The following is a 23,877-nucleotide window of genomic DNA, read 5'->3' on the forward strand; positions in this document are numbered from 1 at the left end:
GGAAATAAGTGTGTTGACCGAACACCGCCCGAATGGGAGGTCTAGCTCTTACGCTGTCACGCAGGCGGACGTGACGAGGCGGAGGTTCTGTGGTCGGCGTGCCCCCCGACGCTGCGCAGCTCCAGGCGGACCGCATCTACCTGGGCTGGCAGTACGTCCTGCTGCACCCAAATCCCGGTCCGCCGCCGAAGCGACCCGCCCGAGAGGACGTCGAGCAGCCCGAGATCGGCATGGACGAGGAGTGGCTGCGCCGCGAACGCCTCCGCGAGGACCTGCTCACCCGCCCCGTCCGGATCTTCCGCACGCTCATGATCGGCGCCTCCGCCCTCATCCTCGCCGCCGCGGTGTCGGGCTGGCTCGACTGGCGCTTCGCCCTGCTCGGCCTCGTCGCCACCGGCGGCGTCACGGCCTTCTCCAGCTACTCGATCTACCAGAGCTCACGCGCTGTACGCAATCGGGTACGCGAGCGGGAGGCGCAGATGGCACGGCTGCGCCGGGAACGTGACAACGAGATCGCCAGAGCCCAGCAGGAGCACGCCGAGCGCTACCGCGCGTGGGCCGAGCGCAAGGCGATCTACGACAACCAGCTCACCTGGTACGCCGTGGCCGTACCCGACGAGATCGACCGCATCGACGTGGCCGGCGGCACGATCCCCGGCTGGTCGGCGCTGATCACGCTCATCGGCGCGACCCGCCTCTACAGCGGCGGCCACCTGACCGTGCTCGACCTGTCCGAGGGCGCGATCGCCAAGGACCTGATCGAGCTGGCCCGCCGCGGCGGCGACGACCCGCTGGTCTGGGTGCTTCCGGGCGATCTGCCCCGCCTTGACCTGGGCGCCACGCTGCGCCCCGAGGCGTTCGCCGACGTGCTCGCCCACGTGGTGAGCGTGAGCGAGGAGCACCGCACCACCCGCGACCTGTCGTTCGACAACGCGATCCTGGAGCGGGTGCTGGAGGTCCTCGGCGAGAACGCCACGATCAGCCAGGTCACCGCCGCGCTGCGGGCGCTCGCCCAGGTCGGCGACCCCAGGGAGGACCTGCGCGACGGCCGCCTCACCGCCCACCAGCTCGAACGCATCGGCACCCTGTTCGGCCGCGGCGTGAGCGACCGGGTGGTGATCGAGCGCGCCTGGGCACTGGAGGCCCAGCTGCGCAAGCTGGAGGCCCTCGGCACCGAGGCCGTGGGGCTCCCGCCCGCCCGGCTGCGCGTCGTCTCCATGGACCGCCAGTCGGGCGTCTTCGGCAACCGCGTGCTCGGCACGTACGTGGCCACCGCGCTCACCCACATCCTGCGCCAGTCCCCGCCGTCCGAACGCCCCTGGTACCACACGATCATCGTCGCGGGCGCCGACAAGCTCCGCGGCGACGTGCTCGACCGCCTCATGGACGCCTGCGAGACCTCCAAGGCCGGCCTCGTGCTCACCTACCGCTCGCTCACCCCGACCGTCCGCGAGCGCCTCGGCCGCGGCCACGCCGCCGTGGCGTTCATGCGCCTGGGCAACGCCGAGGACGCCCGGATCGCGAGCGAGCACGTGGGCACCGAGCACCGCCTGGAGCTCGCCCAGCTCACCGAGACGATCAGCACCCGCATGAACGGCGTCGACGCCACGTACACCTCCACGGTGGGCGACGAGACCGCACACCCGGGGCGCCCGGCCGCCCGGCCCGGTGACGGCGACCTCGCCGAGGACATCACCGAGTCCACCGAGTGGGGCCGCCGGGCCGGCCGTGCCCTCGCCGACCACGCCCTCGCCGACCACGCCCGCGGCGAGGCCGCCGAAGGGGCGGAGGGCGGCGAACGGGTCATGCAGCGCTCACGCGAGTTCCTCGTCGAGCCGCACCAGCTCCAGCAGCTCCCCACCACCTCGGTGATCGTCACCCACGCCACCGCCGACGGCCGCCAGGTCCGCCTCGCCGACGCCAACCCCGCGATCCTCACCTTCCCGCGTACGACTCTGGGAGAATTCGAGGAGGTACGGCGGGCCATGCTCGCCGCCGAGCAACAACGGCAGGACGCCGACCAGGAGCGCCCGCCTCCCAACCTGGGCCCGCCGCCTCCCCGGTTGGACTGGCGCAAGCGCCACTGATGCGTCGGCGCGAAGTAATGACATCGTCAATGTCGATGTGCGGGCATGATCCGATGTCCAGTTTAGGGGTGCGACAGGCGCACCAGGAGGTCAGATGCAGGCGAGCGTGTCGGCGGCACCATTCCCGCTCAGCGGGCCCTGGTATCGCATCCAGGCGATCACCGCACCGTCGAGGAGCTCCTCGGCGGAGTGGGACTTCGTCACGGTCCTGCCCGCCGTGCTGTCCGCCGCCCAGCGCAACCGGCCGTTCGTCATCGGCTGGCTGTCGCGCGGCTCCGGTGCCCCGCTCGAACTGATCACGAACGCGGGCCCGCTCACCCCGCCGCGCCCGCCCCGGCGCGCGGCGCTCGCCCCCGAGCCGCTGCCGCAGGGCCCGCAGCCGCTGCTGTTCCCCGGCGGCGCCCGCGGCATCCCGGTCAGCGACGACTGGCTCGCCGACCTCGCCGACCTTGTCTGGACGCCGTGCCCCGGCCGCCAGGCCCCGCCGCTCGGCGGACGCCGCGAGCCCGACCCCGACGAGATCCGCCGCCCCACCCTGTTCGAGTCCACGCTCGTCACGCTCATGTCCCGCCCGTTCGGCTGGGTCGTGGTCGCCGAGCCCACCGACCTGCTCGACACCGAGGTGGCGCACCTGCGCACCCAGCTCAACGTGCTGCGCCAGTACGGCGACGCCTCCGAGCGCAGCCGCTTCGACGCCGAGCGGGCCGAGCGGCGCATGCAGGAGCTCGACGCCTTCCGCGAGGCGGGCCTGTGGCACGTCCGCGTGCTCGCGGGCGCGGCGGGCCAGGACGAGCTGCGGCAGATCGCCCCGGTCCTGGTGGGCTCGGTGGAGATGTCCCACCACCCCTACCGGCTGCGCAGCGCCATCTCCTCCGGCGCGGGCCCGTCCGTGCCCGCGCTCGCCCAGGGCCGCGCCGTCGAGCACGCCTACTCCTTCACCGAGGCGCTCGCCGTCAACATCCAGGACTCCACCGACGGCGCCGCCTCGCCGTTCGCCGCCACCGCGGGCGCGCTCGCCGCCCTTGCGGGCCTGCCGCGCCGCGAGGTGCCGGGCGTGCGGGTGCTGGAGACCGGCTACTTCGACGTCACCTCCGAGACCGACGAGCGCGGCTCCGACCTCATCGAGCTCGGCGCGATCATCGACGGCCAGGACCGCGCCGTCGGCACCTTCCGGGTGCCGCTGTCCACGCTCAACCGGCACGCGTTCATCACCGGCGCGACCGGCTCGGGCAAGTCCCAGACCGTACGGCACCTGCTGGAGCAGCTCACCCAGGCGGGCATCCCGTGGCTGGCGATCGAGCCCGCCAAGTCCGAGTACGCGGCGATGGCCGGGCGGGTGGAGCACCTCGCCCCGCTCACCGTGATCAACCCCTCGGCCCCGGACAACGTGCCGTTCAGCGTCAACCCACTCGCCCCCGAGCCGGGCTACCCGGTGCAGGCGCACATCGACATGGTCCGCGCCCTGTTCATGGCGGCCTTCGACGCCGAGGAGCCGTTCCCGCAGATCATGTCGCTCGCCCTGCAGCGCGTCTACGAGGCCAACGGCTGGGACGTGGTCACCGGCCACGGCATCCCCGGCGCGGCCGTACAGCCGGCGGTGCCCACCCTCGAACAGCTCCAGCAGCACGCCCTGGAGGTCATCGAGGAGATCGGCTACGGCAAGGAGGTCCAGGCCGACGTCGAGGGCTTCATCTCGCTGCGCCTGCGGTCGCTGCGGGTCGGCTCGGCCGGGCGGTTCTTCGAGGGCGGCCACCCGGCCGACATCGGCGGGCTGCTGCAGCGCAACGTCGTGCTCGCCATCGAGGACGTCGCCAACGACGAGGACAAGGCGTTCCTCATGGGCACGCTGATCATCCGCATAGTCGAGCACCTGCGCATGCGCGCCCGCGCCGAGCAGCACCTGGAGCGCCCGCCGACCGGCCTGCAGCACGTGATCATCATCGAGGAGGCGCACCGGCTGCTGCGCGACCGCGGCGCGGGCCGGGCCTCCACACACGCGGTGGAGCTGCTCGCGGGCATGCTCGCCGAGATCCGCGCGTACGGCGAGGGCATCATCGTCGCCGAGCAGATCCCCACCAAGCTCGTCTCCGACGTGGTGAAGAACACCGCGCTCAAGGTCGTGCACCGGCTGCCCGCCGAGGACGACCGCGAGCTCGTCGGCGCGGCGATGAACCTCAGCGACGACCAGTCCCGCCAGGTGGTGTCGCTGGAGCCCGGCCAGGCGGCGGTGTTCGCCGACGGCATGGACCGGCCGCTGCGCATCCGGGTGCCGCTCGGCGAGGACCGCGAGCGCGTCATGCTCAGCCCGATCCCGCCGATCTCCGGCCGCCGCTCGGCCGCCTGCGGCCACGAGTGCCGCACCGGCAAGGCGTGCACGCTGTTCGAGGTACGCGAGGCCGACCTGCTGGCGTCGGCGCCGGAGTGGGCGTGGCTGCGGATCTGGACCGACACGCTGGTGCTGGCGTTCTGCGTCAACCGCACGCTGCCCGGCGTGCCGCGAGTGCTCGCCGAGATCTGGGGCGAGCTGCCGGTGCGCCGCCGCGAGTGCCTGCTGGCGACACTCATCGACCGGGCGGTGTCGCGGCGGGCCTGGTCGCTGCGCACCTTCTATGACCCCACGCTGCTCACCCAGAAGGCGGTGGAGGCCGCCACGGCGCTGCTGTGCCCGGCCGACGACGGCGAGCGCCGCCTGGCGGGGGAGCGGCCGGGGCCGGCGTGGGTGATCCCGCAGGTGCGCTGGCTGCACGAGGTGGACCGGCTGTTCCCGTACGGGCATCCGGCGCCGAACCTGCGCAGCCCGGCCCCGGTGATGGAGTACCCGCTGTTCGGCGTCGACGCCGCCGGTCGGCCGTACACGCACGCCGGGGTGAACGGCTCGGGCGAGGCGGTGGTCGGGGTGGAGCTGCTCGGGCACCGGGCCAAGGCGCTGCGCCGCCACCCGCTGTCGATGGAGGTGGACCGCAACCGGGCGCTCGCCTGGCGGGTCATCCTCGGCGACGACGAGCACGAGAGCGTGCAGCAGGACATCGCCACCGTGGCGATCGGCGTGGACCCGCGCGACCGGGTGCGGCACGTGGCGCAGACGATGGGCGCGGGCTGGCTGGAGACGGTGCTGTCGTGGCCGCAGCGGTTCGTGCTGCCGTTTGAGGGCGGGGTGGAGCACGACGCGGAACTCACCTTCGCCGAGCAGCCGGGTTGAGGCCCGTGTCGGTGCTTGGCGGGCTTCCTCCCCGTTAGGATCGCTGCATGACACAGCTTCCGTTGCGGGCGCAGCTTGCCGCCGCCCTCGGCCGCACCGCGGCCACGTTGTCGCGGGTGACCGGCCGCGGCGACGGCTCGGTGATCGGCGGGCGTGTCGGCCTGATCCTGGAGCCGGACCTGCTGCGCCGGCTCGCGGCGGACCGGCGGCTGGCGCTGGTCAGCGCCACCAACGGCAAGACGACCACGACCCGGTTGATCACCTCGGCGCTGCAGGAACTGGGCGAGGTGGCCACTAACGCCTTCGGGGCGAACATGCCGGCCGGGCACGTCTCGGCGCTGTCGCAGCACAAGCACGCGCCGTACGCCGTGCTCGAGGTGGACGAGAAGTACCTCCCGGAGGTCCTCGACACGACCGGGGCCGCGGTCGTCTGCCTGATGAACCTCAGCCGCGACCAGATGGACCGGGCGGCCGAGATCTGGCTGCTGGCCCAGAAGTGGCGGCACGCCCTGCAGGGGCGCGACACCCACGTGATCGCCAACTGTGACGATCCGCTGGTGACCTGGGGGGCCTCGACGGCGCAGCGGGTGACCTGGGTGTCGGCCAAGCAGCGCTGGCGCGAGGACTCCTGGTGCTGCCCCGAGTGCGGCGGGCCGCTGGACCGCAAGGACGACGACTGGGCCTGCCGGGAGTGCACCTTCCGCCGCCCCGAGCCGACGTGGTACCTCGCCGACAACGCGGTGATCGATCCGCGGGGCCGTACGTGGCCGCTGGACCTGCAGTTGCCCGGCCGGGCGAACCAGGCGAACGCGGCGATCGCCCTCGCGACGGCCGAGGCGTTCGGGCTGCCGGTGGAGCGGGCGCTGCCCCGGCTGCGCGAGGTGCGGTCGGTCGCCGGGCGCTACACGACGGTGGAGCGCGACGGGCGGGTGCTGCGGCTGCTGCTGGCGAAGAACCCGGCGGGCTGGCTGGAGGCGTTCGACGTGGCCGACCCCGCCCTGCCGATCATCCTGTCGGTGAACGCGCAGGGCCCCGACGGGCGCGACACCTCCTGGCTGTGGGACGTCGACTACCGGGTCCTGCAGGGCCGTCCGGTGTACGTGACCGGGGAGCGGCGGCTCGACCTGGCGCTGCGGCTGCACGTGGCGGGCGTGCACTTCGAGCTGTGCCCGAAGTTCGGGGACGCCGTCGACGCGCAGGCGCCGGGGAAGATCGACGTGATCGCCAACTACACCGCCTTCCAGCAGATACGAGCGGAGTTCGGCCGTGCAGTCTGAGAGCGCTTTGCGGCTTGTCTGGATTTATCCGGACTTGCTGAGCACGTACGGTGACCAGGGCAACGTCCTGGTGCTGGAGCACCGGGCCCGCGCCCGGGGCATCCCGGTCGAGACCCTGCACATCCGCTCCGCCGACCCGGTGCCGGAGACCGGGGACATCTACCTGATCGGCGGCGGCGAGGACCGGCCGCAGATCCTCGGCGCGGAGCGGCTGCGCCGCGACGGCGGCCTGCAGCGGGCGATCAATCGCGGCGCGGCGATGCTCGCGGTCTGCGCCGGCTACCAGCTCATGGGCACGGTGTTCGGCGGCGAGGAGGGCCAGCCGGTGCCGGGCGTCGGCCTGCTCGACGTCTCCAGCGGCCGCGGCCGGGCCCGCGCGGTCGGCGAGCTCGCCGCGGAGGTGGACCCGGCCCTCGGCCTGCCCACCCTCACGGGCTTCGAGAACCACATGGGCGTCACCCGCCTCGGCCCCGGCGTCAGGCCGCTGTCGCGCACCCTCGTCGGCACCGGCAACGGCGACGGCACCGAGGGCTGCTACGCGGGCCGCATCGTCGGCACCTACCTGCACGGCCCGGCCCTCGCCCGCAACCCGGCCGTCGCCGACCTCCTGCTGCGCTGGGCGGTCGGCGACCTCGCCCCCATCGACGACACCTGGTACGAGCACCTGCGCGGCGAGCGCCTCGCCGCGGTCCTGCCGCGCTAGGCCCCTGTCGGTTAGGCCCCTGTCGGTTAGGCCGAGCCCGGACCGCGTCGTGAACGGCGTCCGGGCCCGGATCCGGCCCCTTTCGGGGACGTTTCCGGGCCCGGACGATCACGATGGTCCGCGGCACTGCGCCGTGCCGATTCGGGGCCGCCTCAAGGCGTGCCCTCGTGGCCGGTGTCGACGTCTACGGCGTGACGTCTCCGGCGCGGACACGGGCGAGGAACGCCGTCCAGGCGCCGGGGCTCAGCACGAGCGCGGGGCCGGAGGGGTTCTTGGAGTCGCGCACGGCGACGATGCCGGGGATGTTGCGAGCCACCTCGACGCACGCGCCGCCGTTGCCGTTGCTGTAGGTGCTCTTGCGCCACTGGGCGCGGGTCAGGTCGACCGGGTGGCTAGATGAGCGCACGTCCACCACCATTTCCTACACTCGCGGGGGTCACAGAAGCTCGTCGGCCACTTGTGCGATGAGAGCCGTGGACGCCTCCATTGGCAGCGCGGCAGCGCGCAGGTGGTCGAAGACCAGTGAATATTGTTCTATTTCCCATCTTTTCTCCAGGTAAAAACTGCCGGTCCGATACTCGATGTAGACGACGTCGTCCGCATACGGCTCGAAGGTGAGGATGTGGAACCCGCCGTCCATACCGGCGTGGGCTCCCACCGAGAACGGGAGCACCTGCAGGGTGAGGTTCGGCAGCCGGGCCGCCTCCATGAGACGTTTCAGCTGACCACGCATGACGTCGGGGCCGCCCACCCTGCGTCTGATGACGGCCTCGTCGAGAACGATCCACAACTGCGGCGCGCCCTCGCCGACCAGCAGTTCCTGCCGGGCCATGCGGACATCCACCAACCGCTTGATCTCCTCCTCTCTCGCTCCCACCCGCGTGGCCTGGTGCACGGCACGCGCGTAGTCCTCGGTCTGTAACAGCCCCGGGATGAACTCCGACTCGTACAGACGCATCGACGTCGCCTCGGACTCCAGCCCGACGTAGACCGCGAACCAGTCGGGAACGGCCTCGCCGAAGACCCGCCACCAGCCGCGCAACCGAGCCTCCCGGGCGAGCGCGACCAGGGCGTCCCGCTGCGCCGGATCGGTGTCGAGCAGGTCGAGCAGGCCGCGCACCTCGCTCGGATGCACGGCCTGCTTGCCGGTCTCGACCCGGCTCAGCTTCGTGGGATGCCAGTCGAGCCGCTGGGCGAGCTGCTCGATGGTGAGCCCTCGCTCCTCACGCAACCGGCGCAGCTCGGCGGCGAGGCGCCTGCGCCGGATCGTCGGACTGTACCGATTGGTCGACATGCTCCCTCTCTCACCGCTGTCAGCCGATTACGAAAAGCAAGATTTTTATGCAAATGCGCGATAGCGGTTGCAGACACTCGGTCAGTGACTACAAACTGATGGTAATCATCGCACGCACGAGGTCCTCCTGTACTAGGAATGGCTTACTTTCCGTAATCGTTTGACTGCGCTCGTGGCATCGTCGATGAGGAGAGCACCACCAACGCCAGGCCCTTGGTCCGCGACGATCATCAGGAGTGGGGAAGTCGATGGCCGATTTCATGACAGGTACGACAGGACGTCACTATCTGGAGCTCCCGGCGGAGCCGTCCAGCGTGTCCTGCGCCCGGGAGCACGTCGCCGTCGTGCTCGCGTCGTTCGGCCTGACCAGCCGCGAACTGATCGACGACGCCCAGCTCATCACCAGCGAGCTCGTCACCAACGCGATCACGGCGAGCGTCGCCGGCGCCTCGGGCAACGGCGACGGGCACGCCTCGGCGCTCGGCAAACGCGTACGCGTGAGCGTCCGGATGGTGGACGCGCGCCTGGTGCTGGAGTTCTGGGACGACGGGGCGGGCGTGCCCAAGCAACGCACCCCCGACGACTACGAGGTCAGGGGCCGGGGGCTGTTCCTCGTCGAGGCCCTGTGCAACCGCTGGGGGTATCACCGGCCGACGCCGGGGGAGAAGATCGTGTGGGTCGAGCTGGACGTGGAGCCCTATCTGTGCGAGCCCGCGACCCCGTGCTGACGGCGGCGGCCCTGCGGGCTCGGTCAATGGCCTTGGTGAACGGCCTTGGTCGATGGCCTCGGTATGCCGTCGGTCAGTAGACGAGGGCCTGCGCGCCCTCGGCGAGGGCCTCCTCCACAAAGGTGGGGGCTCCCGCGATGCGGATGCCCTCGATCACGTCGTCGACCGTGATCTCGCGACGGGCGGCGCACTGGGTGCACACCGTCACCCGGCCGCCCGCGAGGACGGCGTCGAGCAGGTCCGCCAGGGGCGCGGCGTGGGGGAGGCTGAACTCCTTGGCCCGGCCGGGGAGCGCGAACCAGGACGACTCGCCGGTCAGCCAGAGGGAGACCGGGACGCCGCTCGCCACGGCGGCGGCGGCGACCGTGAAGGCCTGGTTGCAGCGCTCCGGGGCATCCGCGCCCGCCGTCACCTTGATCACCAGTGATCTTGCCATACTCCGCAGCCTACGCCGTCGGCGCGAGGATCCACCACACGACCATCCCGATCACGGCGATCGCTCCAAGCGCGTACCCGATGACCGAGTAGGTCTGGCCGTACCCGGCCTCGCGAAGCGGGGAATGCCGCCGGACGGCGGGAGAACCAGGGACCCGACCTGCCCTAGGCTGAGGCACCATGGACGCACCTGAGCTGCACTCCGAACTGGAGCCGATCGCCTTCCTGCTGGGGCACTGGGAGGGTGCCGGGGTGGTCGGCTATCCGACGATGGAGAGCGTCAACTTCGGCCAGGAGATCATCTTCGGCCACAACGGCAAGCCGTTCCTGACCTATCGCAGCCGCACCTGGCTGCTGGACCGGAACGGCGACAAGGTCCGCCCGCTCGCCACCGAGACGGGCTATTGGCGGGCGCAGCCGGACCGGCAACTCGAGGTGGTGCTGGCCCACCCCACCGGCATCGTGGAGATCTACATCGGCGAGGTGGTCTTCCACAAGATCGAGCTGCGCACCGACGTGGTGGCCCGCACCGGCAGCGCCAAGGAGTACACCGCGGGGCACCGGCTGTACGGGCTGGTCAACGGCAACCTGATGTACGCGTACGACATGGCGGCCGTCGGGCAGCCGCTGCAGTCGCACACCTCGGCCGAGCTGAAGAAGGTCGCCGACTTCGTGCCGGAGGACTGAGTCGTCGCGACGCCCGCGGGCGGCTCCCGGGACACTCCGCGACAGCGGGCGCGGCCGGCCTCGGGTTCGGGGCGAAAAAGAACCCCGGGCGTGCTCCGTCTCGCGAGACGGGCCGGCTGGACCATGGACGGGAAACGATGTCCCCGCCCGCCGACTGCCCGGGGGTTCCGGTGTCTGCCTTGGATTACGCCGGACGTCGCCGGTGCTCGTTGGCACGACATCCGAACGGAGGTCCGGATTCGGCGATGTCCTAGCGGACAGCCACCTCGCTAGCCCAACTATGATCAACCATTGTTTGGACCACCTCCTTTCCGCGTGCCTTGAACGCTATGCGACGCCTCGCGATGCGGGCAAGTGATTATCGCGGTGGGCCGAACGCGGGTACCCCGACGCCTGGGTGCTGTGCCTGGATGCTGGGCCCGGGTGCTGTACCTGGGTGCCGGTGGTGGCCTGGAGCTTCTAGACTCGGCGTATGGCCGAGCCGGGCAAGGGAGCCGCGACCGCGCAAGCCCTCCCCAAGACCACCAACTGGCACGAGGAGCTGAGGGCGCGCGGCTATCGCGTCACGCCGCAGCGGCAACTGGTGCTGGAGGCGGTCGGCGAGCTGGGGCACGCGACGCCCGAGGAGATCTGCGGGCGGGTGCAGGAGACGGCGCGCGGGGTGAACATCTCCACCGTCTACCGCACGCTTGAGCTGCTCGAAGAGCTCGGCATGGTCACCCACACCCACCTGGGCCACGGCGCGCCGACGTATCATCTGGCCGCCGAAGCCGACCACGTGCACCTGGTCTGCCGCACCTGCGGCGAGGTGACCGAGGTCGCCCCCCGGTTCGTCGACGGCCTGGTCACCGCGCTCGAGGATGAGCTCGGCTTTTCCACCGACGTCCGTCACCTGACGGTCTTCGGCCAGTGCCGAGGCTGCCGGGCGGCGCGCGAAGACTGAGCCGCGCCGGGGCTGCCGGGCCGCCAGGGCCGGACCGGAAGGGTGTCCGGTGCGCGGAAGCCGTACGCTGGAGGGCATGCGGAGCCCTTTGCTGGACATTCCCGGAGCGGTGGCGGCGCAGGCCCCGGACGAGTCCGTCGCCGCCCACTACGGTGATCCCTACGCCGAGCAGCGCGCCCTCGCCCGAGGCGAGGCGATGGTGGACCGGAGCAACCGCGAGGTCGTCCGTGTCTCCGGCGCCGACCGGCTGAAATGGCTCAACGACCTGTCGTCGCAGAAGCTCGACACGCTCCCGCCGGGCGAGCCGACCCAGACGCTCTTCCTGGATCCGCAGGGCCGGGTGGAGCACCATCTGGTGCTCATCGACGACGGCGAGGCCGTGTGGGGCCACGTCGAGCCCGGTACGGCCGGGCAACTGGTCGCCTTCCTGGAGAAGATGCGCTTCATGCTCCGCGTCGAGGTCGCCGACGTGACGGCGGACTACGCCGTGGTGTCGGGGCTGCGCGGCGGACCGGCGGGCGAGGCCGAGAGCGGGGCCGCCCTGCCGCCCGGCGCGATCCCCATGGGCGACGACGCGCTGCTGCCCCGGGCGGCGCTCGCGGACCACCTGGGCGCGCGTCCCGCGGGGCTGTGGGCGTACGAGGCGCTGCGCATCGAGGCCCACGTGCCGCGCCTGGGCTTCGAGACCGACCACAAGACGATCCCGCACGAGGTGGGCTGGATCGGGGCCGCCGTGCACCTGAGCAAGGGCTGCTACCGGGGCCAGGAGACGGTCGCCCGGGTGCACAACCTCGGCCACCCGCCCCGCCGCCTGGTCTTCCTGCACCTGGACGGCAGCGTGGACACGCTGCCCCCGCACGGCGCGGCCATCGCCCGCGAAGGCGACGAGGGGGGCGACGAGGGGGGCGACAAGGTGGGCGACGAGGTGGGCTTCGTCGGCTCGTCGGCGCGGCACCACGAACTCGGGCCGATCGCCCTCGGCCTGGTCAAGCGCACCGTCCCGGTGGACGCGCCGCTGCTGGCCGGCGGCGTTGCGGCGGCGCAGACGGTGATCGTGCCGCCGGACGCGGGGCGCAACGTCAAGATCGACCCTGCCCTGCGCCGCCGCATCCGCTGAGGCCGTGCCCGGGAACGCCCCAGGAACGCCCCGAAACGCCCCGAAACGCCCCGAAACGCCCGGAAACGCAGGGCCTCAGACGTCGATGATCAGGGTGATGGGGCCGTCGTTGACGAGGGAGACCTTCATGTCGGCGCCGAAGACGCCCGTGCCGACCTGCGCGCCGAGCGCGCGCAGCTCCTCGACGACGGCGGTCACCAGGGGCTCGGCGACCGGGCCGGGGGCGGCGGCCTGCCAGGTGGGGCGGCGGCCCTTGCGCGTGTCGCCGTACAGGGTGAACTGGCTGACGACCAGGAGCGGGGCGCCGACGTCGGAGCAGGACTTCTCGCCGGGGAGGATGCGCAGGTTCCACAGTTTGGCGGCGAGTTTGGCGGCCTCGGCGGGGCCGTCGGAGTGGGTGACGCCCACGAGGACGAGCAGTCCCGTCTCGTTGATCTCCGATACCGTGACGCCGTCCACCACCACCGACGCCGAACCGACCCGTTGCACCACCGCTCGCATGCGTCGCATTCTCCCACCTCTTACGGACGATCTCCGCCCAGAAGCGTGAGTTCGACTCGTAGACTGGGCGTTAGTGCGCGTGGCGGGTGGCGAAATAAGGCGCGCCGAAATGGGGTGGGCATGCCGGTCGAACCGCTGATCGTGGAGGTCGTGCGCTCAGGCTTCGTGGAGTCCGTGCACCGGGCCCGGGTGCTCGCGGTCGCCGACGGCGGCGAGCCGGTGCGCGCGCACGGCGAGGTGGCCGTCCCGGTCTCGCCGCGATCAACGATGAAGCCGCTGCAGGCCGTCGGCATGCTGCGGGCGGGCCTCGACCTGGACGACAGGTCGCTGGCGCTGGCCTGCGCGAGCCACGCGGGCGAGCCGTTCCACGTGGACGGCGTACGCAAGATCCTGGCCGACGCGGGTCTTGGGGAGAGCGCCCTGCAGTGCCCTCCCGCGCTTCCGGAGAGCCAGGACGCCGCGCACGAGCTGATCCGCTCCGGCCGCGAGCCGGGCCGCGTGCACATGGACTGCTCCGGCAAGCACGCCGCCATGCTCGCCACCTGCGTGGTCAACGGCTGGCCGATCGCGGACTACCGGCACCCCACCCATCCGCTCCAGCGGGCGATCCGCCGTACCGTGGACGAGCTCACCGGGGAACGGGCCGTCGCGACCGGCGTGGACGGCTGCGGCGCGCCGCTGTTCTTCGTCTCCATGGTCGGCGTGGTCCGGGCCTACCGGGCGCTGGTCGCGGCCCCGCCCGGCAGCCCGGAGCGGCGGGTCGCCGACGCGATGCGCGCGCACCCCGAGTGGACCAGCGGCACGACCCGCTTCGAGAACATCCTGATGCGGGCCCTGCCCGGCCTGCTCGCCAAGGCGGGAGCCGAGGCGTTCTTCGCCTTCGTGCACGAGGACGGCCGCGCCGGCGCGGTCAAGATCGAGGACGGTGCGCGCCGGGCCCGCCTGCCCGTCGTCGTGGCGGCCCTGCGCGCCCTCGGCCTCGACGCGCCCGAGCTCATCCCCTTCACCGCCACTCCCGTGCTCGGCGCGGGCGAGCCCGTCGGGGAGATCCGCGTGCGCGGAGCCTGACCCCGGCCGCCCGCTACAGGGAGCCGTCAGAGGGAGCGCAACTGGCGGGAGGCGGAGATGGCGCCGGAGGTCGTGGTGGTGAACGTGCGCATGGAGTCGGCGAACTTCGACAGGTCCCATTCGGCCGGGCCGTGGTACCAGTACAGGTTGTCGCCCTGGCGGCCGTCGCCGCCGACGTCGGCCACGAGACGGGCCCACGGCTCCACGCTATCGAAGATCACGGCGTACGGCAGGTAGCGGGAGAACAGCTCCACCCGCTGCTCCGGCGGCACGTCGCCGACCTGCCCGGAGATGAGGAACCGGCGGAAGCCCAGCGTGTGCGCGAGCGCCGCCGAGCCCTTGGCGGTCTTGGCCGGCATGTACTGACCGCCGACCGCCATCGCCGCCCCGGCGATGATCACCGCCAGGCCGAGCAGACCGTAGCCGGTCAACCAGGCCAGCGCGACCGTGGCGACGACGCCGAGCACGCTGATGATCACGCCCGCCGTCGTCCACCGGCTGCGTACCGTGTCGGGGCGGTGGGAGAACCAGCCCTGCCGCACCACGTCCTGGTAGAGCGCGTCGCGGACCTTGCCGAGCTCCGCGGTGAAGGTGCCGCGCAGATGCGAGAGCGGCACCGCGTCCCGGCCGTCGAAGATCGCCTCATACAGCGCCCGCTCGTACGGCAGCAGCCCGTCCACCGGCGCGTTCGGCCGCTTGACCAGCACCCAGTCGGGGGCGTCGTAGGTCTGCCTGGGCTGCTCCTCGATGAGCAGATGGCCGCGTACGGCGAGGTCGACGATGGTGGCGGTGACGTCGACGACGTCGGCCTGCTCGTCGATGAGCGTGCCGATCTGGCCGGGACGCACGCCGTCGGGCGGCGAGAACCGGCCGTCGTGCACGCCGGAGACGGCCTGCGCCTCGTGGCCCATGACGCGGGCGTCGCGCCCCCGCGTCCAGTACACCAGGCCGAGGCCGCCGAGCAGCAGGACCAGCAGCGCGGCCAGCGCGCCGCCGGTCACCGCGTTCAGGGTGAACGCGGTCGCCAGGTCGAAACGCCGCTCCAGGATCGGCTTGCCGCCGCCGGAGGCCCCGGACGGGTAGCCGATCACGATGGTGAGCGCCTGCCCGGGGCGCAGGCCCTGCTGCTCGAAGGTCGCGGTGGTGCCGGTGTGGTCCATCTCGGCGATCGTGCAGCCGACGGTGGAGGCGGGGTCGCCGGCGAAGCACGACAGGTTCTGGATGGCGGCGGCGCCGGAGACGGTGACGGTCGCCAGCTCGACGGGGACCGACCAGCCGCTCACCGCGTACCAGCGCAGCTCCTCGACGCCGGTGAGCGGGGTGAACGCGCCGCGCACGTCGTACTCCAGGGTGGCCGTGCCGCCCCGGCCGGTGACCGTGATCGAGTCCTCGGCGAGCGTGCCGTCGCCCTTGAGGTCGCTGACGCGGTAGACGCGGTCGTTGGCGTCGTCGTGGCGGGTGCGGGTGATCAGTTTGCGGACGGGCGCGGCGCCGGAGTAGGTGAGTCGCTCCTTGACGTGCAGCACGCCGCCGGGCCGCAGTTCCAGGGCCACCTCATCCTTGGTGATGTCCAGGGGCGTGTCCAGGGGTGCGGTGGCCGCCTGCACGGCCGGGATCGGGGCGGCGGTCAGGCAGGCGAGCGCGAGCACCGGAGCGAGTCGTCGGGCGAACTTCACCATGGGGCGTCAGCCTAGCGGGACCATCGGTTCAACCGGGACACACAGCGGCATTCGCCGACTTCTGGCCGCTACCGGGACGCCCGCCCGGGGGCTCAGTCAGTGACCTCCAGACGGACGCGCCGGAAGCCCTTGCCCTTGTTCTCGATCTTCGCGACGCGGATGCGCCCGATCTGCTTGGTGGAGGCGACGTGGGTGCCGCCGTCGGCCTGGCAGTCCAGCCCCACGATGTCGACGATGCGGACCTCGCGCACCGACTCCGGCACCAGGTTGGTCGCCGTGCGGATGATGTCGGGGATCTGGAACGCCTCCTCGCGCGGCAGTACGCGGATGTCGATGCGCCGATCGGCGGCGATCTCGGCGTTGCAGGCGTTCTCCACGGCCTCCTTGAAGCCCGGCGGCACCTGGGGGAGGTTGAAGTCCATGCGCGCGGTGTACGGTTCCATGTTGCCGCCGGTGACCAGGGCGCCGAAGTCGCGGAACACCACGCCGCACAGCACGTGCAGGGCCGAATGGGTGCGCATCAGGGCGGATCGCCGCTCGTCGGCGAGCGCGGCCCGCACGGTGGTGCCCGGCACCGGGATCGGGTCGCCCTCGGCGGGGATCAGTTCCAGCTCCTCGCCCTTGCGCACGCCTGCGATGCGGGTCTCCACGCCCTGCCAGATCAGCACGCCCTCGTCCGGCGGCTGCCCGCCGCCGCCCGGGTAGAACGCCGACCGGTCGAGCACGATGCCCTCGGGGCTCGCCGCAAGGACGACGGCCTCCCACTCGCGCAGGTTCTGATCGTCAAGCTCCAGCCGATGGGTGCGCATGCCGCAAGCCTAGTGCGCGCGGAGGGTCACCACGGTCCGTACGGCCCCTGGTTGCCGCCCCGGCCGCGGCCGTGCTCGCTCACGGCGGGCTTGACGTCGGCCAGGTAGACGCCCGCGGCGATCACCGCCGCGACCGTGAAGATGCCGGTCACGGGGAGGAACAGGGTCGCGGCCGAGAAGGTGAACAGCGTCGCGAAGCCGAGAATGAGCAGCCAGATGTTCTTGGTCAGCTTTCCGGCGATGGAGAAATTGCGCGCCGGGGTGCGGAGCGCGTGCACGAGGGCCCAGACGCACAGGACGAACGCCCCGATGCCGAGGACCCAAAAGATGAGGCCCAGAACCGTGTGGATTTCGCCGAACATGGCCACTCCCACCTGATCACGTAAATGAGCAGTCTCCAGCCTAGTGCCCGACCGTGATGCGCGGACTAGACCGCAAAGGCCGGTCTGTGATTCGCGCTTCTTCGGTCGCCCTTTTTGGTCGCCGCGGACACGCCGCGACCCCCGAGGTGTCCCTCGGGGGTCGCGGCGAGCGTGTCAGGCCTTGGGCGTGGTACGGCGGGTGGTGGTCCGAGTGGTGGTCTTGGTGGTGGTCTTGGGCGGGGTGACGGCCTTCGGCGGGGCCGGGGCGGCGACCGGCGGCTCGGCGGCCTCGGACACCTCCTCAAGCTCCATCGCGGCCTCGCCGCTCACCCGGCTGACGACCTTGCGGCCACGGGTGGCGAACTCGTCGTACAGCTCGGCGGCCTTCTTCGCCACGGCGTCGGCGTACTCGCGGGCCTTCTCCGGCAGGTCCTTGGCGTAGGTCTCGGCCTTGTTCTGCCAGCCGGCGGCGTACTTGCGCGCCCGCTCGGGCAGCTCCTGGGCGGTGCTGCGGAGCTCCTCCCGGCGCGACTGCAGCTCCTTGAGCTGGGCCGGCAGCTCGCGCAGCTTCTCGACGGCGTAGTCGCCGGCGCCGGCGACCGCGTAGAACGGCTTGGAGTCGGTCAGTTTCCTGACTTCTTCGGTGAGAGGCATTGGGTTAACCTTCCTTTGGTTCGGGTGGACTTTGACCGCTCCGCGAGGAATCCGACTCCTCTTGGAGAACCTCCGGCCCGTGGGGCTCCGGCCTGGTCCGCGCATTCTGGGAGGTCGGCGTGGACCGGTCCGGGGCCTCGCCGCGGTTTTCTCTGCGGAACGACTCGTAGATGTCGATGAGTACCTGGCGCTGCCGCTCGGTGAGCTCGGTGTCGGCTCTGAGCGCGGCCAGCACGCCGCTGTCCGGCGCGCGATGCTCGATGAGACCGGCCTGGACGTACAGCGCCTCGGCGGAGATGCGCAACCCCTTGGCGATCTGGTTGAGTATCTCGGCGCTCGGCTTGCGGAGCCCCCGCTCCACCTGACTGAGATAGGGGTTGGAGACTCCCGCCTGCGCGGCGAGCTGACGAAGTGAGATCTTCGCCTGCTGCCGTTGCTGGCGAATGTATTCGCCGATCGAGCTGACCTTCGGGAGTTCCATACCTCCAGTATGCCTCCCTGTGCTTGCAACTGCAAACGCAGTGGCTAACAGTTGCTAGCAGTCTAGTGTGGGATCACCCACAGGGAGGGCGCCGACACGGCGAGGACGGCCGACAACGTCAGCACGCCGAAACGGAAGCGCCGGGACAACTCGGCGCTCGGCTTGATCAGGCGGTCCACGCGGGCCATCACCTGGTGACCGTTCGCGCCCAGCGCCCCCTGCGGGGCGGGCACGGCCCCGGCGGTGCCGAACCGCAGCAGCGCCGTCGCCAGGCGGCGGGCCGAGCAGTGGCGGCGGGCCCGGTCGTCGGCGGCCATCTCCACCAGCAGCGCCACCGCGGCCTGCGCGTCGCGGACCACCCGCGCCCACGGGATCGCCCGGCGCAGCGCCGCGAACGGCAGCAGCACCAGGTCGTGCCGCTCGCGTACGTGCGCGGTCTCGTGGGCGAGCACCGCGACGAGCTCGTCGTGCGACAACAGCCGCAGCGCGCCCGCGCTCACCACCACCTGCGAGCGCAGCCCGGGCACGCAGTAGGCCGTGGCCCCCGGGTGGTCCAGGATCCGTACGCCGGGCACGTGCGGGTCGTCGTGGGCGGTCAGCGACAGCAGCATGCGGTGCCGGCGCCGGGCCCGCAGCGTCTGCCAGATCGCGGCCACCAGCACCGCGATCAGCAGGGCGAGCAGGGTCAGACCGGCGACGAGCGCGGCGCTGCGCGACAGGTCGTAGGGGGTGCGCAGGTCACGGCCGAGCCCCAGCGAGATCGCCGAGCCGAGGTAGCTGTGCAGGCCGTAGAAGACCCCCTGCCCGTACGGCTCAAGCGCGTAGGCGAACAGCGCGCCCGTGCTGGCCAGGCCCCAGGTGAGGCCGAGTGACTGCCACAGCAGGATGGCGATCCGGGGGGCCCGCCAGGTCCACCGGGCGGAGGAAAGACGCCAGGCCGCCAGGACGCACGCGAGAGCGAGCACCGCCAGGGCGACCGCCGCGATCACTCTTCCTCCAGCTCCGTAAGGGCCTTGCGCAGGATCTCGGCCTCGTCGCCCGAGACGGCCTGCGCGAACCTCGTCAGGGCGGCCGAGCGGTCGCCCGTCAGGTCCAGAGCTTCAAGCATAAGCTCGGCGACGTACGCGTCGCGGCTTCTGGCGGGTTCGTAACGCCACGCGCGCCCGTCGCGGGTGCGGGTGAGGAAGCCCTTCCTGGTCAGCCGGTCCAGAACGGTCATCACCGTGGTGGGGGCGAGGTCGCGCTCGGCGATCGCGCGGCCGACCTCGCGGGCGGTGAGGGCGGTGCCCTGCGCCCAGAGGATGTCCATGATGCTGCGTTCAAGCTCACCCAGGCCCTTCACGACATCAAGCCTAACCTGCTACCACGGCGGGTAGTACTACGGGTCGTCGAGTGTGACGATCGGTCAAGCGACCGATCGGTTCGGGTCGCCGCCCGCCGCACCCATGGGCCGGGCGTCCGGTGGCGGCGCGCCCGGCCGGGTACGGCGGCGGTATGGACAGGTCAGTTGCCCGCGGTCGCCACGGGCCCGAAGCTGGTGCGCTCCAGGCTCGGGCCGAGGTCCACGCCGCCGAAACCGCCGTGGGCCAGGTCGGCGTCCGCGCTCTCGGCGGCCTGCGCCAGCCGTACGGAGGGGATCACATGGCCGCCGTGCTCGTCGTACCGGTCGGCGTCGGGGTCGTCGAACCAGTGGCCGCCCGCGGCCAGGTAGCGGAAGCACAGCTCCCGGTCCCACCGCACGGTCGCCGTGGCCTGGAAGGTGCCGTCCTCGGCGGGCCTGAGCGGGTGCGCGAAGGGGTTCCAGTCGTTGAAGTCGCCTACCACCGAGGTGGGGCCGGGGACCTGCTCGGGCGGCAGGACGAATGTGAGCCGTACCTCGCCGCCTGCGGTGGGCTTGCCGATATTGATCACAGTTCCTCCGTCGTGAAGCGGTGTATGACCCGGAGCCGATCGGCCGGGAAATGCGCATGAACCGGCCGATCGCCGGAAAATGCTGAGAAAGGCCGCACTCTCACAGTCGTAGAGATCACAAGTGCGGCCTAGACCACTCATTTCCGCGCTGACAGGCGCGAATGCGTCGCCGTCCCACGCTTTGGGGAAGCTTCGCCAGCCCTTTGCCCCCTCGGTTGTCCGGCTCGTCCCGCTTTTCGCGCCGGAGCGCGGGCCGCGCGGGCGGGTAGGCCGTAGAGTGCGGAGAAAAGGCCGATCGGCGGGTGGACACGTGCGCGTACGGATCAACCTCGTGCAGGGGGACATCACCGAACAGCGGGTGGACGCGATCGTCAACGCCGCGAACTCGTCGCTGCTCGGAGGCGGGGGAGTGGACGGGGCGATCCACCGCAAGGGCGGGCCCGAGATCCTCGCCGAGTGCCGCAAGCTGCGGGCCTCGACGTACCCCCAGGGGCTGCCCACCGGGCAGGCCGTCGCCACCACCGCCGGTCTGCTGCCCGCCCGGTGGGTGATCCACACCGTCGGGCCGGTCCACTCCCCCGACGAGGACCGCTCCCACCTGCTCGCCGCGTGCTACACCAACGCGCTCGCGGTCGCCGACGAGCTCGGCGCGGCGAGCGTGGCCTTCCCCGCCGTGTCCACCGGGATCTTCTGCTGGCCGATGGCCGACGCCGCCGAGATCGCCCTGACCGCCGTACGGCAGGCCGCGACGCGGGTCGCCGAGGTCAGGTTCGTGCTGTTCGACGCCCGCGCGTACGCCGTCTTCGACTCGGCGCTCAACGGCTGACCGCGTCCCAGGCGACGGTCAGCTCGCCGAGGCGCCAGCGGGGACGGCCGCCGAGGGGCGGCACGGTCGCCACCGGCCAGTCGCGGGCGAGCAGCGCGGCGGTCTCGATCCAGCGGTGCCGGGTGCCGTAGGCGCGGTAGGGGGCGCAGGACGCCCAGGCACGGTCGAAATCGCGCAGGAAGGCATGGATCGGCTCGCCGGGGACGTTGCGGTGGATCAGCGTCTTGGGGAGGCGTTCGGCCAGGCCGGAGGGCCGGTCGAAGCCGGTGAACCGGGTGGCGAAGGTGAGCGTGCGGGGCCCCTCCGGGCCGAGGGCGGCCCACACCGCCCGATGGCCGATCTCCGAGCAGGTGCCCTCGACGAGCACGCCGCCGGGGGCCAGGCGGGAACGCAGCGTGTCCCAGGCGGCCCAGGCGTCGGCCTCGCCGTACTGGCGCAGCACGTTGAAGGCGCGCACCAGCACCGGCGGCCGGGGCACGGGCAGTTCGAAGCCGCCGCGCAGGAACGTCAGGCCGCCCCGCTGGTACGGCCGAGCCGCCGCCACCCGCGCCGGGTCGATCTCGACGCCGGCGACCTCCACCGACCGGCACACCGCGCGAAGCCGGGCGAAAAGCTCCAGCGTGGTGACGGGCGTGGCGCCGTACCCGAGATCGACGACCAGCGGACGGTCGTGCGCCCGCAGCAGCCGCCCGTACACGGCGGCGACCCACCGGTCCGACCGCCGCAGCCGGTTGTGGCCGGTGGTGCCCCGGGTGATCTCCCCGACCGGTCTCATCGGCCGGCGACCCGGGGACGGGCCGTCCGCCGCGCCCCGGCGACCGGACCCGTCCCGTCCGCACGTTTCCCGCCGCGCGCCCGCGCGGGCGTCGCGGCCGGGGGGACTGGCACGCGCATGGCTCAGGCGTCGGCGACCCGGTACACCTTGTGCTGCGCCGCCTGGGCACGCGGCCGGATGACCAGCCGGTCGATGTTCACGTGCGACGGCCGGGTGGCGCACCAGACGACCGCGTCGGCGACGTCGTCGGCGGTCAGCGGATCGGGCACGCCCGCGTACACCTTCTCGGCCCGCTCGACGTCGCCCCCGAAGCGGTTGACGGAGAACTCCTCGGTCTTGACCATCCCGGGCGCGACCTCCACGACCCGCACCGGCTCGCCGCACAGCTCCAGGCGCAGCGTCTCGGTCATCGCGGTCTGGCCGTGCTTGGCCGCCGCGTACCCGCCGCCGCCCTCGTAGGCGATGAACCCGGCGGTCGAGGTGAGCATGACGAGCACCCCGTCGCCGGAGGCGATCAGCTTGGGCAGCAGCGCCCGGGTGACCCGCAGCGAGCCGAGCACGTTCACGTCGTACATCCGCTGCCAGTCGGCCACGTCGCCCTCGGCCACCGGGTCCATGCCGATCGCCCCGCCGGCGTTGTTGACCAGCACGTCGCAGCGGGTGACGGCGGCGGCGAGCGCGTCCACCGACTCCTGGGAGGTCACATCGAGCATGAACGGCTCGACGCCCGGCCCGCCGCCCTCGGCCGCGCCCGCCTCGGCGGCCAGCTTGTCGAGCCGGTCGCGCCGCCGGGCCGCCGCCACCACGTGGAAACCCTCGGCGGCGAGCCGGCGCGCCGTCGCCGCGCCGATGCCGCTGCTCGCACCCGTCACCACTGCTGTCTTCGTCATGCCGCCCATCCTGCCAGCGCGCCGCCCGGCCCCGACACGCCGAGGACATGGTCCTGGGAATGTCGGGTGATATACCCAAAGTTGTACTCCTTTCTGTGGGTTCTTCTCTCTTGGGTAGACATCGGAGGTGGTGTCCATGCCGCGACTCGCGGTCGGCCGGCGCCGGGTCAACCGGGTCGCGACGATCAGCATGCACACGTCCCCGCTCGACCAGCCGGGCACCGGCGACGCCGGCGGGATGAACGTGTACATCGTGGAGGCGGCCAAGCGGCTGGCGGCCCTGGGCATCGAGACCGAGATCTTCACCCGCCGCACGGCCCGCGACCTGCCGCCCGCCGTCGAGCTCGCGCCCGGCGTGCTCGTACGGCACGTCACCGCCGGGCCGTACGAGGACCTGGACAAGGAGGACCTCCCCGGACAGCTGTGCGCCTTCCTGTCCGGGGTGCTGCGCACCGAGGCGACCTTCGACCCCGGACGCTACGACGTCATCCACTCGCACTACTGGCTCTCCGGCCAGGCCGGCTGGCTCGCCAAGGAACGCTGGGGCGTGCCGCTGGTGCACACCATGCACACGATGGCCAAGGTCAAGAACCTGCTGCTCGCCGACGGCGACCGCCCCGAGCCCACCGTCCGGGTGCTCGGCGAGGAGCAGGTCGTCGAGGTCGCCGACCGCCTCGTCGCCAACACCGCCGCCGAGGCCACCGAACTGATCGAGCTGTACGGCGCGCCGCGGTCGAGGGTCAGCGTGGTCAACCCCGGCGTCAACCTGACCACGTTCCGCCCCGGATCCAAGGGGGTGGCGAGGTCCCGGCTCGGGCTTCCCGTGGGCGCGCGCGTGCTGCTGTTCGTCGGCCGCATCCAGCCGCTCAAGGGCCCCGACACGCTGCTGCGGGCCGCAGCCCGCATGCTCATCGAGGAGCCCGAGCTGCGCCCCCGGCTGATCGTCGCCTGCGTCGGCGGGCCCAGCGGCAACGGGCGGGCGCGTCCCACGCACCTGATCGACCTCGCCGCCGAGCTCGGCATCTCCGATGTCGTACGGTTCGCACCCCCGGCGCCCCAGCGGGAGCTGGCCGACTGGTATCGGGCCGCCGACGTCACCGTGGTGCCGTCGCACAACGAGTCGTTCGGCCTGGTGGCGCTGGAGTCCCAGGCATGCGGCACGCCGGTGTGCGCGGCGTCGGTGGGCGGGTTGCGCACCGCCGTACGAGACGGGGTGTCCGGCCTGCTCGTCGAGGGCCACGACCCGCACGACTGGGCGCAGGCGCTGCGCCGCCTCATCGCCGACCCGAACCTGCGGGCGGCGATGGGCCGTGACGCCGTGGCGCACGCCGCCGCCTTCGGCTGGTCGGCCACCGCGGCCCGGCTCGCCGAGGTGTATACCGGAGCCATGGCCGAACTGCACCGCACTCCCGTGGCGGTCAACCTATGAGCATCCCGACCCCGGACGGTCC

26 protein-coding genes are annotated in these 23,877 nt (G+C 72.1%); 11 read left to right on the forward strand and 15 right to left on the reverse strand.

What is annotated here, in order from left to right; genetic code table 11:
* The first annotated feature begins 98 nt into the window (after positions 1–98).
* The 4 genes from AB0K60_RS31485 to AB0K60_RS31500 all read left to right on the forward strand — a co-directional run bounded on the left by AB0K60_RS31485 (position 99) and on the right by AB0K60_RS31500 (position 7,266).
* Positions 99–2,087 carry a hypothetical protein gene (locus AB0K60_RS31485; protein WP_364063389.1) on the forward strand — a complete coding sequence of 663 codons (1,989 nt, stop codon included), beginning with the start codon at positions 99–101 and terminating at the stop codon, positions 2,085–2,087.
* Between the two features lie 94 nt (positions 2,088–2,181).
* On the forward strand, positions 2,182–5,286 hold the full coding sequence (locus AB0K60_RS31490; RefSeq protein WP_364063392.1) for an ATP-binding protein: 3,105 nt from the start codon (positions 2,182–2,184) through the stop codon (positions 5,284–5,286).
* 47 nt (positions 5,287–5,333) lie between these two features.
* On the forward strand, positions 5,334–6,563 hold the full coding sequence (locus AB0K60_RS31495) for a MurT ligase domain-containing protein (protein ID WP_364063394.1): 1,230 nt from the start codon (positions 5,334–5,336) through the stop codon (positions 6,561–6,563).
* Positions 6,553–7,266, forward strand: a complete 714-nt coding sequence (locus AB0K60_RS31500) for a glutamine amidotransferase (RefSeq protein WP_364063397.1) — start codon at positions 6,553–6,555, stop codon at positions 7,264–7,266. The genes AB0K60_RS31495 and AB0K60_RS31500 overlap by 11 nt, the downstream gene beginning before the upstream one ends.
* 184 nt (positions 7,267–7,450) lie before the next feature.
* Here the strand turns inward: AB0K60_RS31500 and AB0K60_RS31505 are convergent, their stop codons facing one another.
* Positions 7,451–7,672, reverse strand: coding sequence for a DUF397 domain-containing protein (locus AB0K60_RS31505; RefSeq protein WP_364063399.1), 222 nt, complete (start codon positions 7,670–7,672; stop codon positions 7,451–7,453).
* A gap of 30 nt (positions 7,673–7,702) precedes the next feature.
* On the reverse strand, positions 7,703–8,560 hold the full coding sequence (locus tag AB0K60_RS31510; RefSeq protein ID WP_364063402.1) for a helix-turn-helix transcriptional regulator: 858 nt from the start codon (positions 8,558–8,560) through the stop codon (positions 7,703–7,705).
* A gap of 260 nt (positions 8,561–8,820) precedes the next feature.
* Between AB0K60_RS31510 and AB0K60_RS31515 the strand changes: the two genes are divergently transcribed.
* Entirely contained in the window at positions 8,821–9,288 is a 468-nt protein-coding gene (locus AB0K60_RS31515; RefSeq protein ID WP_364063404.1) for an ATP-binding protein, read from the forward strand.
* Between the two features lie 73 nt (positions 9,289–9,361).
* On the opposite strand, the gene AB0K60_RS31520 is transcribed toward AB0K60_RS31515, so the two are convergent.
* Together AB0K60_RS31520 and AB0K60_RS31525 are read right to left on the reverse strand one after the other, a co-directional pair.
* Positions 9,362–9,724 (reverse strand): DsrE family protein, encoded by a 363-nt coding sequence (locus AB0K60_RS31520; protein ID WP_364063407.1) that lies wholly within the window; start codon positions 9,722–9,724, stop codon positions 9,362–9,364.
* 10 nt (positions 9,725–9,734) lie between these two features.
* Positions 9,735–9,905 (reverse strand): hypothetical protein, encoded by a 171-nt coding sequence (locus AB0K60_RS31525; RefSeq protein WP_364063410.1) that lies wholly within the window; start codon positions 9,903–9,905, stop codon positions 9,735–9,737.
* On the opposite strand from AB0K60_RS31525, the gene AB0K60_RS31530 reads away from it, so the two are divergent.
* The 3 genes from AB0K60_RS31530 to AB0K60_RS31540 all read left to right on the forward strand — a co-directional run bounded on the left by AB0K60_RS31530 (position 9,904) and on the right by AB0K60_RS31540 (position 12,470).
* Entirely contained in the window at positions 9,904–10,410 is a 507-nt protein-coding gene (locus AB0K60_RS31530; RefSeq protein ID WP_364063413.1) for an FABP family protein, read from the forward strand. The two genes, AB0K60_RS31525 and AB0K60_RS31530, sit on opposite strands and share 2 nt — an antisense overlap.
* Before the next feature lie 472 nt (positions 10,411–10,882).
* Positions 10,883–11,353: a Fur family transcriptional regulator gene (locus AB0K60_RS31535; protein ID WP_364063416.1), complete on the forward strand. Its 471-nt coding sequence runs from the start codon at positions 10,883–10,885 to the stop codon at positions 11,351–11,353.
* A 76-nt stretch (positions 11,354–11,429) separates the two neighbouring features.
* Positions 11,430–12,470, forward strand: coding sequence for a folate-binding protein (locus AB0K60_RS31540; protein ID WP_364063419.1), 1,041 nt, complete (start codon positions 11,430–11,432; stop codon positions 12,468–12,470).
* Between the two features lie 75 nt (positions 12,471–12,545).
* Here AB0K60_RS31540 and dtd read toward each other — a convergent pair whose 3' ends face one another.
* Positions 12,546–12,971 (reverse strand): D-aminoacyl-tRNA deacylase, encoded by a 426-nt coding sequence (dtd, locus tag AB0K60_RS31545; RefSeq protein WP_364063581.1) that lies wholly within the window; start codon positions 12,969–12,971, stop codon positions 12,546–12,548.
* A 120-nt stretch (positions 12,972–13,091) separates the two neighbouring features.
* On the opposite strand from dtd, the gene AB0K60_RS31550 reads away from it, so the two are divergent.
* The gene (locus tag AB0K60_RS31550) at positions 13,092–14,039 is read left to right on the forward strand and encodes an asparaginase (protein ID WP_364063422.1); all 948 of its coding nucleotides are present in this window, start codon (positions 13,092–13,094) and stop codon (positions 14,037–14,039) included.
* A gap of 26 nt (positions 14,040–14,065) precedes the next feature.
* On the opposite strand, the gene AB0K60_RS31555 is transcribed toward AB0K60_RS31550, so the two are convergent.
* The 8 genes from AB0K60_RS31555 to AB0K60_RS31590 all read right to left on the reverse strand — a co-directional run bounded on the left by AB0K60_RS31555 (position 14,066) and on the right by AB0K60_RS31590 (position 19,935).
* Entirely contained in the window at positions 14,066–15,718 is a 1,653-nt protein-coding gene (locus tag AB0K60_RS31555; protein WP_364063424.1) for a DUF2207 domain-containing protein, read from the reverse strand.
* 92 nt (positions 15,719–15,810) lie between these two features.
* Positions 15,811–16,527, reverse strand: coding sequence for an alanyl-tRNA editing protein (locus AB0K60_RS31560; protein WP_364063427.1), 717 nt, complete (start codon positions 16,525–16,527; stop codon positions 15,811–15,813).
* A gap of 26 nt (positions 16,528–16,553) precedes the next feature.
* Positions 16,554–16,889 carry a DUF2516 family protein gene (locus AB0K60_RS31565; RefSeq protein ID WP_364063430.1) on the reverse strand — a complete coding sequence of 112 codons (336 nt, stop codon included), beginning with the start codon at positions 16,887–16,889 and terminating at the stop codon, positions 16,554–16,556.
* A 174-nt stretch (positions 16,890–17,063) separates the two neighbouring features.
* A complete protein-coding gene (locus AB0K60_RS31570) occupies positions 17,064–17,543 on the reverse strand; it encodes a hypothetical protein (protein WP_364063433.1) in 480 nt (159 codons plus the stop codon).
* A gap of 4 nt (positions 17,544–17,547) precedes the next feature.
* Entirely contained in the window at positions 17,548–18,024 is a 477-nt protein-coding gene (locus AB0K60_RS31575; RefSeq protein ID WP_364063436.1) for a helix-turn-helix transcriptional regulator, read from the reverse strand.
* A 62-nt stretch (positions 18,025–18,086) separates the two neighbouring features.
* Complete coding sequence (locus AB0K60_RS31580; RefSeq protein ID WP_364063439.1) at positions 18,087–19,013, reverse strand: M56 family metallopeptidase; 927 nt, start codon at positions 19,011–19,013, stop codon at positions 18,087–18,089.
* A complete protein-coding gene (locus tag AB0K60_RS31585; protein WP_364063442.1) occupies positions 19,010–19,366 on the reverse strand; it encodes a BlaI/MecI/CopY family transcriptional regulator in 357 nt (118 codons plus the stop codon). Before AB0K60_RS31585 ends, AB0K60_RS31580 begins: the two co-directional genes overlap by 4 nt.
* 161 nt (positions 19,367–19,527) lie before the next feature.
* Entirely contained in the window at positions 19,528–19,935 is a 408-nt protein-coding gene (locus tag AB0K60_RS31590) for an isoamylase early set domain-containing protein (RefSeq protein WP_364063445.1), read from the reverse strand.
* Between the two features lie 310 nt (positions 19,936–20,245).
* Between AB0K60_RS31590 and AB0K60_RS31595 the strand changes: the two genes are divergently transcribed.
* Positions 20,246–20,761: an O-acetyl-ADP-ribose deacetylase gene (locus tag AB0K60_RS31595; RefSeq protein ID WP_364063448.1), complete on the forward strand. Its 516-nt coding sequence runs from the start codon at positions 20,246–20,248 to the stop codon at positions 20,759–20,761.
* Here the strand turns inward: AB0K60_RS31595 and AB0K60_RS31600 are convergent.
* Together AB0K60_RS31600 and AB0K60_RS31605 are read right to left on the reverse strand one after the other, a co-directional pair.
* Positions 20,751–21,536 carry a class I SAM-dependent methyltransferase gene (locus AB0K60_RS31600; RefSeq protein ID WP_364063451.1) on the reverse strand — a complete coding sequence of 262 codons (786 nt, stop codon included), beginning with the start codon at positions 21,534–21,536 and terminating at the stop codon, positions 20,751–20,753. The two genes, AB0K60_RS31595 and AB0K60_RS31600, sit on opposite strands and share 11 nt — an antisense overlap.
* 122 nt (positions 21,537–21,658) lie before the next feature.
* Positions 21,659–22,426, reverse strand: coding sequence for an SDR family NAD(P)-dependent oxidoreductase (locus tag AB0K60_RS31605; protein ID WP_364063455.1), 768 nt, complete (start codon positions 22,424–22,426; stop codon positions 21,659–21,661).
* Positions 22,427–22,562: 136 nt separating this feature from the next.
* Between AB0K60_RS31605 and mshA the strand changes: the two genes are divergently transcribed.
* Complete coding sequence (mshA, locus tag AB0K60_RS31610; protein ID WP_364063458.1) at positions 22,563–23,855, forward strand: D-inositol-3-phosphate glycosyltransferase; 1,293 nt, start codon at positions 22,563–22,565, stop codon at positions 23,853–23,855.
* Positions 23,856–23,877: the final 22 nt, after the last annotated feature.

It is taken from the genome of Thermopolyspora sp. NPDC052614, assembly GCF_040678635.1.
Lineage (GTDB): Bacteria > Actinomycetota > Actinomycetes > Streptosporangiales > Streptosporangiaceae > Thermopolyspora.